12 protein-coding genes are annotated in these 12136 nt (G+C 44.1%); 9 read left to right on the plus strand and 3 right to left on the minus strand.

All coding sequences use genetic code 11. The features are described from left to right. On the plus strand, positions 1–1089 hold the full coding sequence (locus EAH55_RS03295) for an efflux RND transporter periplasmic adaptor subunit (protein WP_121809020.1): 1089 nt from the start codon (positions 1–3) through the stop codon (positions 1087–1089). 203 nt (positions 1090–1292) lie between these two features. On the opposite strand, the gene abc-f is transcribed toward EAH55_RS03295, so the two are convergent. The 3 genes from abc-f to EAH55_RS03310 form a co-directional block, all read right to left on the minus strand. Continuing rightward, positions 1293–2882 carry a ribosomal protection-like ABC-F family protein gene (gene abc-f, locus EAH55_RS03300; RefSeq protein WP_121808467.1) on the minus strand — a complete coding sequence of 530 codons (1590 nt, stop codon included), beginning with the start codon at positions 2880–2882 and terminating at the stop codon, positions 1293–1295. A 403-nt stretch (positions 2883–3285) separates the two neighbouring features. After that, a complete protein-coding gene (locus tag EAH55_RS03305; protein ID WP_121809021.1) occupies positions 3286–3903 on the minus strand; it encodes a DUF1349 domain-containing protein in 618 nt (205 codons plus the stop codon). Between the two features lie 84 nt (positions 3904–3987). Then, entirely contained in the window at positions 3988–6330 is a 2343-nt protein-coding gene (locus tag EAH55_RS03310; protein WP_121808468.1) for a glycoside hydrolase family 127 protein, read from the minus strand. A 225-nt stretch (positions 6331–6555) separates the two neighbouring features. Between EAH55_RS03310 and EAH55_RS03315 the strand changes: the two genes are divergently transcribed. The 8 genes from EAH55_RS03315 (at position 6556) to EAH55_RS03350 (ending at position 12123) form a co-directional block, all read left to right on the plus strand. Continuing rightward, a complete protein-coding gene (locus tag EAH55_RS03315; protein WP_121808469.1) occupies positions 6556–7374 on the plus strand; it encodes a phytanoyl-CoA dioxygenase family protein in 819 nt (272 codons plus the stop codon). A gap of 23 nt (positions 7375–7397) precedes the next feature. After that, positions 7398–8498 carry a glycoside hydrolase family 2 TIM barrel-domain containing protein gene (locus tag EAH55_RS03320; protein ID WP_121808470.1) on the plus strand — a complete coding sequence of 367 codons (1101 nt, stop codon included), beginning with the start codon at positions 7398–7400 and terminating at the stop codon, positions 8496–8498. A 41-nt stretch (positions 8499–8539) separates the two neighbouring features. Next, complete coding sequence (locus EAH55_RS03325) at positions 8540–9409, plus strand: AraC family transcriptional regulator (RefSeq protein ID WP_121808471.1); 870 nt, start codon at positions 8540–8542, stop codon at positions 9407–9409. A gap of 48 nt (positions 9410–9457) precedes the next feature. Then, positions 9458–9805, plus strand: a complete 348-nt coding sequence (locus EAH55_RS03330; protein WP_121808472.1) for a bleomycin resistance protein — start codon at positions 9458–9460, stop codon at positions 9803–9805. 123 nt (positions 9806–9928) lie between these two features. Then, positions 9929–10186 (plus strand): hypothetical protein, encoded by a 258-nt coding sequence (locus EAH55_RS03335; RefSeq protein ID WP_121808473.1) that lies wholly within the window; start codon positions 9929–9931, stop codon positions 10184–10186. 127 nt (positions 10187–10313) lie between these two features. Further along, positions 10314–10886 carry a Crp/Fnr family transcriptional regulator gene (locus EAH55_RS03340; protein ID WP_121808474.1) on the plus strand — a complete coding sequence of 191 codons (573 nt, stop codon included), beginning with the start codon at positions 10314–10316 and terminating at the stop codon, positions 10884–10886. A 213-nt stretch (positions 10887–11099) separates the two neighbouring features. Beyond that, the gene (locus EAH55_RS03345) at positions 11100–11768 is read left to right on the plus strand and encodes a type 1 glutamine amidotransferase domain-containing protein (protein WP_121808475.1); all 669 of its coding nucleotides are present in this window, start codon (positions 11100–11102) and stop codon (positions 11766–11768) included. A gap of 52 nt (positions 11769–11820) precedes the next feature. After that, on the plus strand, positions 11821–12123 hold the full coding sequence (locus tag EAH55_RS03350) for a putative quinol monooxygenase (protein WP_121808476.1): 303 nt from the start codon (positions 11821–11823) through the stop codon (positions 12121–12123). The last annotated feature ends 13 nt before the right edge of the window (positions 12124–12136 follow it).

The following is a 12136-nucleotide window of genomic DNA, read 5'->3' on the forward strand; positions in this document are numbered from 1 at the left end:
ATGAAACTAAAATATATCATACTGCTAAGCAGTATCAGCCTGATGGCCGCATGCGCAGGCAATCAAAAACCGGTGGATCTTACAGAAAACAAAAAATCCACCCCAAAAGCAACTGAATACGAAACCGGGAAGGTAGCCGAAAAAGCGCTGTCGAGCGAAGCCCGCTTACCCGGCCAACTAAAACCTTATAACGAGGTAAACCTGTTTCCGAAAGTAAACGGGTTTGTGAAAACTGTTTTTGTTGACCGTGGTACGCTGGTAAAAAAAGGACAATTATTGGTCACCTTAGAAGCGCCGGAAATGGAATCGCAACTACAGGCTGCCGACTCAAGGTATATGCAGGCCAAGGAAAATGCCGTTGCCAGCAAGGAAAAATATCAGCGCTTAAAAGAAGCCGCTAAAGAGCCTGGCTCGGTATCGCCGCTTGAACTGGATAATGCCTTGTCAAAAATGAAAGCCGATGACGCCATGGCCCGTTCAGAAAGCTCTATCGTAGCATCTGTGCGTACCATGCAGGATTACCTGAACATTCGTGCCCCATTTGATGGCATGATCATTCAGCGTAACGTATCTCCGGGTGCTTTGGTAGCCCCAGGTAAGGGTACAGACCTGCCTATGCTTATTTTGCAGGATACCCGCAAACTACGTTTGGAGGTTTATATCCCCGAAGATTATGTTGATAAAGTAGACCTGAAACAACAGGTGAAATTTACATTTAACGCCATGCCCGGGCAGGAACAAACCGCTAAGATCAGTCGCTCGGCCAACGCCTTAGGGAGCATGCGTTCTGAAGCTATTGAAATTGACGTTCAAAACCATCAGGGAATATTAAAACCGGGCATGTACGCCGAAGTAAAGATCCCGATGTTGTCGGGTGCAAAATCACTGTTGGTGCCCAATAATGCTATCATTCGCTCTACCGAACGGGAATATGTGGTTGCCGTAAAAAATGGCAAAGCCGTTTTAACCGATATCAAGGAAGGGCTTACAAGGCATGACTCTACCGAGGTATTTGGTAATTTGAAAGCTAATGATACCATCCTTAAGAACGCCAGTGATGAGATTAAGGATGGCGCGGTGGTCGAGTAAAAAGAGTTTTTATTCCCTCCCCTGGGAGGGGTGCGACGGGATTGTGTGTTGGCAGGGAGGGGTTTATACACTTTGCTAATTGCTTTACCGGCAAAACCCCTCCCTACACCCTCCCTGGGGAGGGAATCGCGCAGTCCCAGGCTCATAAACACATTCATTTTCAATAAACAAATAAGGCAGCTTTACGGGCTGCCTTATTTGTTTCACCCTATCAAAATCTCCCGCTCCACATTTACCTGCTTTAAAAAATATTCATCGTGAGATACTACGATTAAGGTACCGCGATAATCGTTAATGGCCGCCGTCAATATTTCGATGTTTTGAATATCGAGGTTGTTAGTGGGCTCATCCAGGATGATCATATCGGGAGCCTGGTTGCCGATGGTTAGCGAGCAAAGCATTAACCGCATCTTTTCGCCGCCGCTTAGGGCGCTACATGGTTTATCCCAATCCTCGCGGGTAAACAGGAACCGGTTGAGGCGGATTTTGATATCATGCTCCTGCAACGCGCCGGAGTTAAATTCCTCGGCTTGCTGGTAAACGCTGAGTTTATTATTGATCAATGAATAATCCTGATCGATATAAATGGCCTTAACTTTTACCCGTTCCATCATGCCGGATTGTGGCTCCAGCTGGCCAAGCAGCATTTTTATGAGCGTAGTTTTGCCCGAGCCGTTTGCTCCCCTGATCACTAATCTTTCGCCACTGGTAATCTGAAAGCTGAGCGGCGGATTCCAGAGCGATTGCCCGTCATGTCCAAAATCGAGATCCCTGGCGGTTACCAACACTTTACCTTTATGAAGAGCGGAATTGTCAAAGTCCATCTTCATTTTATCGATATCGGGCAGGCGGGTACGCAGCTGGCTTAGTTCCTGTGCTATAGTCCCGGTTTTTTCTGCGTGTACACCCTGCATTTTTGATGTGCTTTTTTCAGCACTGTTTTTCAGGGTTTTCATCATGATGGTGGGCACGCCTGCTTTTTCCTGTTTCTTTTTTCCCCGGGCATCCAGTTTTTGCTGCCGCTCCATAGATTCCCGCTCTGTTTCTTTAGCTTTCCGAAGCGCTTTCTCTTTGCTTTTTACATCCTGGTTCAGGGCTTCGCTTTCAATATCTTTTTGTTCGGCATAAAAATCATAGTTGCCACCGTAAACGGTTATACCGCGTTTGCTGAGTTCGCAAACGGTATTGAGTAGATTGAGCAGGGTACGGTCGTGACTAACCACCAGCAGCGTGTTATTTGTTGTTTGGATGTAGTTATAAAGCAACTCACGCGAGGCCGTATCCAGGTGGTTACTTGGTTCATCCAGTAAAACTATTTCGGGGCGATGAATGGCTATCCCTGCCAAAAAAACCTTTGTTTTTTGTCCGCCACTAAGCGCGCCCATTCTCTGCGTCAGATCAATATCGGTAAGCTGCCAATGAATAAACGCTTCGGTGCAGCGTTCTTCAATGGCCCAGTCATCATTGAGGATGGTCATGTTCTCGTCGGTTACATTACCGTCGAGGATCTGTTGCAAGGCATGCAGCTTATCAGCTATTTGCAGTGCTTCGGCAACGGTAAGATCGTTATACTGCCCGAAGATCTGCGGAACAAAGTAAGGTCGCGAATCAGTTTTAACCACGCCGGTGGCTGGTTTTAAATTTCCGGCCAGGATTTTAAGCAGGGTTGATTTTCCGGTGCCGTTGTTGCCTATCAGGGCAATTTTATCATGTTTGTTAACTACGAGATCAATACCGGCAAATAAAAGATCACGGTTAGGGTGTATATAGGTAATATCGTGAAGAATAAGCATAATTTCTTTCTTGAAAAGGTGAATACTTGCAGGGCGTTGGAGTAACGGCGCTGTGTTATTTGTCCTGAAAGAAATTATTTATCACATAGAGGGAGTGGTTGGTTACCGCGGCAAAGGTAGTAAAAAGGTTATTAGATATCAAAATCAGTTGCTTTGATACAAAATCAATTAAATGGCATAGCCAAAAATAAAAATGTCATTTCGATAGAGCAGGGGTGGCTCAAGCGGTGGAGCGAAAGAGAAATCTTCTGCATCAGGCTCTACAATTATGCCTATAAAAGCAGGGCGTAGAAGATTTCTCCTCACCGCAGGCGCACCAATCCTCCTCGGTTCGTCGAAATGACATTTTTTTATGGTAAAATTAAAAAGATGGATATACACGGTAGGTTTAGCAAGGGATTTCTTACTGCTTCGTTACCTTCTCCACCTTAAAATCTTCAAACTTCACATCGAAGCTTTGTTTGCCGGGGGCTGCTGCAACCATCCCTATCATCGCTTTTACATTTGGCGGGAAATAAGCCAGGCGGAGCATATCATACTTTTCACCATCGAACGAGTATTTGATCTCTACAAAATCGCCTTTGCGCAGCAGCTTCAGCCAAACAGATTTGGGGCTGTCATGCCTTGGCACTACCGACCAGTCTGATACTTCGCGGGTAACTACCGCGCTTACGTTTTGAACACCGTCAACATATTCTATCCCGGTTTTAATCCAGTTTTTGTTATCTATCCGCACCATTAGGCCGGCCTGGTGAAACAGCTCTTTGTAGGCACCGGTAATTTTTACGCTCGCCTCAAAATCACCTTCCTGTTCGGTAAAGTAAAAAGGTCCATTATCCCTGATAAAGCCGTAATGTGTTACCCGCCAGTAATCGGTTGCCGGGTCAACGGTCATGTGCAGCGTACTGCCTTCTATTGATGATTTTTGAGGTTTACTGTACCATTGCATATTGTTTAAGTTTTGTGCGAAACCAAATTTGCTGAGCAGGGCAAATAAGGCTAAAAAGGTTAATTTTTTCATGGCGGTAAATTTATAATAATAGAACATGACACCAACGCTTAAATAGTTTTCATTATGCTGACCGTCATAAACCGTTTAACACCCCTATTTCGCCATCAACAGCCTGCATCCGAATATCCCACCGGCTGTTTTACCGGGCAAGGCCTGAAATTTTACAACAATACTTTGCTTACCCGCAAGCAAAGCCGCCGGTATACTATAGTTTACTGAATAAATATCAGCGGTAGCTTTCTTAACCAGTTTTTCAGTAGCTATCTTTTGCCCGTCTATCAGAATCTCAAACTCCCGGCCTTCACCATCCGCGCCAAAATATCGGCATTGAAGCTGCGCATTTGCTGCTCCTTTGGTATCCAGCTCAAAAGAAAACCAGCCACCATCTGTAGCATCGCGCCAATGGGTTCCGTCAATTTCGCCTGTGTTGGTATGTTCGCCTTTAAAGTTATGATCGCGTTCTGGTTGCATTTCGCCTACGCGGATCAGGTCGAGTGTGTTGGCGGCAAGTTCATCTTCGGCTTTGCGTTCGGCATCAAACTGCTGCTTTTTTAATTTCCATTCGTCGTTGTTGAAAAAGTCCCAGTAAACGGCCTGTTTCTGATCATAAACTTTGTAAAGCGGCTCAAGCATTACCTGTTTGCCTTGGTTGCTGGCATAAAATACGGTTGGTTTGTTAGCAACAGGCTTAATCCATTGGTTTAAATCTGGATCGGAGGCCACAAATACCGGGATGTCGCGTTTTTTAATATCCGCATTACCCAGCTGCCCTGCCAAAACCAGCGGCCCGTACAGGAAAGCTTTCATATTGGCGTTATCGGGCATGCTTTCGGTGTAAAGGCTCATAGAATAAACGAGTTTAACTTTATCCACTTTCCGCCACATGCGATTAACGGTGATATAGCTCCCCGGTTTGGCGGTTACTGCAACCGCTTTCTCATTAACAGATAATTGTACGCCATTAACCGCCCATTTAGGATAGCGGATATGCAGCGGCATTTGTTGGTTTCGGGCAGATTGTGTAAGAGTAAAGTTAATGGTTCCGCTTTCGGGATAAGTGGTTTCCATGGTCCACAGCATTCCCTTCTCTTTCCAGTTTAAAGTGGATGGGATAAAGAGGTTAAGATATAAGCCTCCGCTATTGTCTTTATCATAAATATCCATACCATACTTACTGTGATTTTCCATCCCGGTACCGGTGCAGCACCAAAAGGAATCATCGGGTGTACCAAATTGCTTTTGCGTACCTGATGCCAGTGTCAGGTAATACAGCACCATGCCATTTTCGGGGTTTTGCGAAGCCAGGATATGGTTATAAAGTACGCGCTCATAATAATCCATATAGGCAGCTTGTGGGTCAAGCCCAAACAAATGATCGGTAAGCTTCAGCATATTGTAGCTGTTACAGGTTTCGGTAGTGGTAGAGCTCAAATGAACTGATAAATAGTCGGGCTTATCGCTGAAACGTTCATGATCGCTGTTGCCACCGATGACGTAGCTGTAATGATGCACTACAGTATTCCAAAAGAAATTGGCTATGGCATGGTCGGCAGGGTTACCGGTAAGTTCGTACTGGCGGGCGCACCCAATTATTTTAGGGATCTGGGTATTGGCATGAAGGCCTGCCAGATCATCCTGCTGATGTGCCAACGGATCAAGTATCCGTTTATGGTGAAAACGATATGATAGATCAAGATATTTTTTATCGCCGGTAATGGCATAAACGTTGGCCAGCGCTTCATTCATGCCGCCGTGCTCACATTCCAGCATTAATTGAAATTGCGCTTCGGTAAGGTTTTTAAACTTGGTGTCTATCCAGTCGCAAAATTTTATGGCTACTTGTTTAGCTTGCTGATTGCCTGTATATAAATAGGAATCAACCAAACCGGCTAATATTTTATGCTCGGTATACCATGGCACCCAGGCACCGTTAAGATCAAAGCCCGGCGAACGGATATCCCCCGCGGCAATCTCGTCAAAAAGTTTATCTTCTCCGGGTATAGCGCCCACGTAGCCTGTTTTACGTACCCTTTGGCATTCGGCAAGCTCGGTAACTATGTAATCGGTTTTTTGTTTAAACCTTACATCGCCGGTGGCCGCATACATCATGGAGCAAGCTGACAGATAGTGCCCCAGTGAATGACCGGATACGCCCCTCGACTCCCAGCCGCCATAAATTTCGGCTTTGGGTTTTAGTCCGGCATTTTCCCTGAAGCGGTGTAAAAAACGGTCTGGCTCAAGGCTAAGCAGCCATTCACCATCCTTCTCCATGGCATGTTTAAACGGGCCATCGAGCAGCCTTATATCGCTCAAATTAAACTGGCTTACCTGTTTGGGAACTTTATCTTTTACCACATAACCTGTTTGTGCCGATGCCGTGTTGGGCATTAAGCCACATAACATGATTGACATTATAGCCTGATATATTTTTCTCATGGTTTTATTACTTAATCGGTTGCCTGTTTATGAAAATCGCTGGTTTATAATTACACTACATAGTTATTGATATTAGCCTGAAAAATCAATCGAAAATCAATGTTGGATAATATTCAATACTGATTGAATAATTTAAACATATCCCTACCGCATTAAATCCGCTTTTTTTGTCATGCTGATTCTTGGTATCAGTTATGCTAACCAATTATAACCTAATTTATTCCCATGATCCAGACAGAAAAACCGATGCTTAACGGCACTATTAATGTGGATGCGGAGCTCATTAATGATTTCAGGCAGCAGGGGCATGTGCTTATCAAAAACATATTACAGGCCGATGAGGTAGCCCATTACCGCGACGTGATTAACAAGGCTGTAAACCGCTATAATACCGAAACCCGGGCCATGCAAGACAGGGATACTTATGGCAAGGCCTTTTTGCAGATCATGAACCTTTGGGAAGTTGATGATAATGTGAAGGAGTTTACCCTCGCCAAACGCTTTGCTAAAATAGCGGCCGACCTTTTAGGCGTTGATCATGTGCGCATTTATCATGACCAGGCTTTGTTTAAAGAGGCGGGCGGTGGCTTTACACCATGGCACCAGGACCAATACTACTGGCCGCTGGATACCAATAAAACGGTTACCATGTGGATGCCGCTGATGGATATTGATGTTGAGCTGGGCATGCTCACTTTCGCCTCAGGATCGCACCTGGATGGCTTTGCAGAAAATATTCCGATCTCGGATGAATCTGAAACATCGTTGCAAAAACACATCAGGGAGAAGAACTATCCTATTACCCGCGCCGAAACCATGCAGGCCGGCGATGCTACCTGGCATTACGGCTGGACATTGCATAATGCGCCGGGAAACAGCTCGGCAGATACCACCCGCGAAGTGATGACCATTATTTATTATGCAGATGGCGCACACGTAACCGAGCCGCAAAACAAACACCAGGAAAACGACCGGCATCGTTGGCTTGGCGGCTTAAACCCCGGCGACGCAGCCCAATCACACTTAAACCCTTTAGCTTACTGATAAACCTGATCACCGTTTTTAAAATGATAAGAAAGATTTTTTTACTGATAATATTAATCGTTAGTATTTCAAACTGCTTTTCGCAAAGCCAGGATAAACGCTGGCCGGAAGCCCGGATCTGGGACTGGTATAATCAGCAGCCATGGTATTGCGGCTTTAATTATATCCCGGCTTATGCCATCAATTATACCGCCATGTGGGATAAAACAACGTTTAACGAGGTCGCCATTGATAAGGAACTGGCACTGGCCGAAAAATCGGGTATGAACTCGTTAAGGGCCGTGCTGCAATATGCCGTATACGCCGATGATCCTAAATATTTCATAAACACTTTAGATAAATTTATGGCGATATGTGATAAGCATCATATCAAATTTATCCCGGCTTTGTTTGATGATTGTTCATTCGGTATTACCAACGATCCTAAAACAGGAAAACAGCCTGAGCCATTGAAGGGCTGGTACGCCTGGGACTGGTCGCCAAGCCCGGGGCATAGCATGGTAGTTGACTCTGTCACACATCCCAAGCTCAAAAAATATGTAACGGACGTAATCACAAGGTTTAAAAACGACAAACGTATTTTAATGTGGGATTTATATAACGAACCTACAAACGGTGGCTTAGGCACAGCTACTTTCCCGCTGCTTAAAAAAACTATCATTTGGGCAAGGGCGGTAAACCCTTCGCAGCCACTTACTATCGGCATTTTTGATCAAAATCCAAGATTGAACAAGATCATTACTGACAATGTAGACCTGATCACTTTTCATGACTATGGCGATAAGCAACACGTTACTAAAACCATAGAAGAGCTTAAGCAATACAATCGCCCGATGATCAATACCGAGTGGATGAACCGGCCATGGAAATCTACCGTGAGCGAAATTGTACCGGTGTTTTACAAGTATAAGGTAGGATGTAACCTGTGGGGACTGGTTAACGGCAAAACGCAAACTAATTTGCCCTGGGGCCACCGCCCTGGCGATCCGGAGCAAAAACTATGGCAGCATGACCTTTACAGTGGCGACTTTAAACCATACAAAGCCGCGGAAATTGACTCGTTAAAGTTGTTCATCGACAGGTCCAAAAGCGCTGAATATATCAGTGCACATCAACACAAATAGGATAATTTGGTTACTTTGTATATCAAAATTATCCGGCACTGATGATCAAGCCCACTTTAGAAGCTCTAAACAGTCATGACAAAAACACGTTTTTGGCCAGGCTATTTGAGCAGCACGAGTTTGAGTCGCCCTATCATTTTCATCCTGAATATGAGTTAACGGCTATTCTCAAAGGCGAGGGCAATCGGTTTGTAGGCAATAACATGTCGGCCTACCAGCAGGGCGACCTGGTGCTGATTGGCAGCAATGTGCCGCATTGCTGGAAAACGACTTTGCATAACGAGGAGATCAACGCTAAATCGGTAGTGATCCAGTTCAATATTGATTTTTTAGGGGCTAATTTCTTTGAGAACCAATCGGCCTGGAAGGTTGTGCAGTTGCTCAATAAAAGTTTTCACGGCATCCACTTTAGCGGCGAAGCCACGGCGGCAATTATTGATCTGATGTTGGCGCTCGTTAAGGTGGATGATCCGTTTAAAAAACTTATCCTGTTGCTAAATATTCTTGATAGTTTAACCGGTCATGCATCGTACCGGTACTTAAATGCCGAGCCGGTGATTTACAATCCGCAGGGGATAGAGCATCAGCGGTTAAAACTTGTGCAAAGTTTTATCATTGATAATTTCAGGAGTAAGATAAGCCTTGATGAAGTAGCCGAGGTAGGCAGCATGACCAAAAACGCGTTCTGCAAATTTTATAAAAAAACAACCGGAAAAACACTAACCGAAGCCATTACCTACTACCGGCTGCAATATGCCATGCAGCAGTTGATCTCAACAGATAAAAACGCAACGCAAATCAGTTTTGATTCGGGGTTTAGCGATGTGGCATCATTCCATAAAATATTTAAGCTATCTACAGGTAAAAGTCCGCTGGGGTACAGGAAACATCATATAGAGATCATTGGTTGATTGCTGTGAGAGTTGTAAATTGGGCTGTGCAATTCAAAATCTGCAACAATGTTTAAACGTTCCACACCCATATTGGCCTCGCTGGATGAAGCTAAAACAATTGCTTTTTATACCAGCAAATTAGGTTTTACCTTTAGTGATAGTCATAACGGATATTTAATATTTACCCGGGATGGTATTAATGTGCACTTATTCCCTTGCGATGATAAGGAAGCTTGCCGTAATATGGGCTGTTATGTTTATGTGACCGATATTGAGCAGCTTTATGAGGAATATCAGCAATTGGGCCTGATCCATCCAAACGGCCCGTTGCAAATGATGCCCTGGGGTTTGCGGCAATTTGCTGTTGTGGATAACAATGGCAACATCTTTTATTTTGCTGATTATAAAGAATAACAACAAGGACTTTCCATTTTTCGGAGCCATATAAATTTTATGTTAAATTATAGCGCGACGAGCCCCGCTATTTACTAATTGTTAAAATATACTTAACTTAGTATTAAACAACATTGGTAATATATGTCGCAAAGCAAACTGCCGCTCTATGCTATAGTTGAATTATTGATGCGTCTTGCCGGCGTTAACGCCCAAATCGGGAATTATAAGAACCATACCGAACGTGGGGATGATGTTCTGGTTAGAACCACTAACGGCTCCATTCAACTTTCCAGAACTCTTGTTTTATCTCAATTTAATAAGCCTGAGGATATTCAAAAACGCGACCTGGAATCCCTGGCCTCCAGGTTTCGAAGAAGGCTAAGCAAAACAAAGGACTAAGCCAACCAACTTGCGTGTTCTGTAATTGCGGGTGCCAATGTGGCCAAATGCCTGAATTTGCCTATATTTAAATCCTTTGTATCGGCAGAGATACATCATAGGCAATATTTACAGAACTACCTCACTAATGGATAAACTCCGCAAGCATATCGAAGCAATAATCGCGATCAGTGATGAGGAGTTTGAATTTGTAAAACCTTTTTTTACTTATAAAAGAGTAAAGAAGCATCAATACCTTACCCAGGAGGGCGATACCGTTACATTTGAATACCTGATCCTATCGGGCGTTTTCAGGATGTTTTACCTGGATAACGACGGCAAAGAATACATTGTACAATTTGCCGGCGAAAACTGGTGGATGGCAGATTATCAGGCTTATTTTAAAGATAAAAAAGCCACCCTAAATATCGTATGTATGGAAGATGCTGAGGTGCTCTGCCTCACCCTGCACGGCCGTGAAACCCTCTCCGCCGAATCGCACAAAATGGAACACTTTTTCAGGGCAAAGCTTACAAATGGTTATGTAGCGCTGCAACGAAGGATCATATCATTACTTTCCAGCTCGCCGCAGCAACGGTATGAGGAATTCGGTTTGCTTTATCCACACCTGATGCAAAAGATCCCTAAAAAATACATAGCCGAATACCTTGGCGTTAGCCGCGAAACTTTGAGCAGGCTGTATTCCAATAGTAAAGTTTAATAGCATTTGGTATGATTCGGTTTGGTCTTTAATTGTCTATAAGGCAAGTTGTTGAGTTGTTTCTTTAAGAGTGGGTCTTTCAAAAGTGTGATCCGGATCACACTTTTTCTGTGACTTGCTTCCTTGTATCGGGGCTCCCCGATTTTGGACATTTGTTATGTAAATCAAACAACAAAACAAACATCCATTATTAACAACTTAAAGTTTAAAGCCATGAAAAAGAGAATCTTATTTGTAGTATCAAGTGCAAGTGTAATTGGTCCACACAACCGTGCTACCGGGAATTTACTTACCGAAGTTGCCAATCCTTACCAAACTTTTAAAAAACAGGGCTACGATATTGATGTATACAGCGTTAATGGCGGCGAAGCCCCTATAGATATGGTTGAACTGGACGATGAACTGAACGTTGCTTTCCTGAACGGAGAAGGTGCCGATGCTATGAGAAATACAAAAAAAATAGACGAGGTATCAATAATCGGTTATGACGCGGTATTTGTTCCCGGCGGTTTAGCTCCAGTGGTAGATATGCCTGAGAATATTACCGTGCAAAACATTTTATCGGATATGTACGAAAAAGGTGGTGTAGTAAGCGCCGTTTGTCACGGCCCGGTGGCGTTGATCAATGTAAAACTGAACGATGGGAGCTACCTGATTGACGGTAAAAATGTAACCGGTTTCAGTAAAGCCGAAGAAGAAAACTACGCCAAAGAAGATGTTCCGTTTGAATTGGAGGACGCCCTGAAACAGCGTGGCGCTAATTACAGTGCTGCCGCCCCATGGCAGGCCTATGTAGTTACCGACGGCCGTTTGGTTACCGGCCAAAACCCGGCATCGGCAAAAGGTGTAGCCGAAAGTGTAATTAAAATTTTAGAAGCATAATGTAGCCCGCTTCTTTTATTTTCGATAAAGGAGTACTTTAAAACATAAAGAAATGAACCAGCAAACCATTAATGTTTTTGCCAAATGGCAAGTTAAAGAAGGCAAGTTAAACACAGTGCTCGACCTACTCGCCGACGTTGCCAAGCAAAGCCGGGCAGAAGAAGGCAACCTGTTTTATAAAATCAACCAAAGCACTACCGATGCCAATACACTGTTATTGTCTGAAAGTTATAAAGATGAAGCGGCTGTTGCAGATCATCGCGGATCAGTACATTTTCAAAGTATTGTTGTAGGACAGATCGTTCCGTTGCTGGAAAACCGCGAGGTTTTTGTAACCACCGAATTGGGTATTTGATATTCTGGATTGA

It is taken from the genome of Mucilaginibacter kameinonensis (genome assembly GCF_003675385.1).
Taxonomy (GTDB): Bacteria; Bacteroidota; Bacteroidia; order Sphingobacteriales; family Sphingobacteriaceae; genus Mucilaginibacter; species Mucilaginibacter kameinonensis.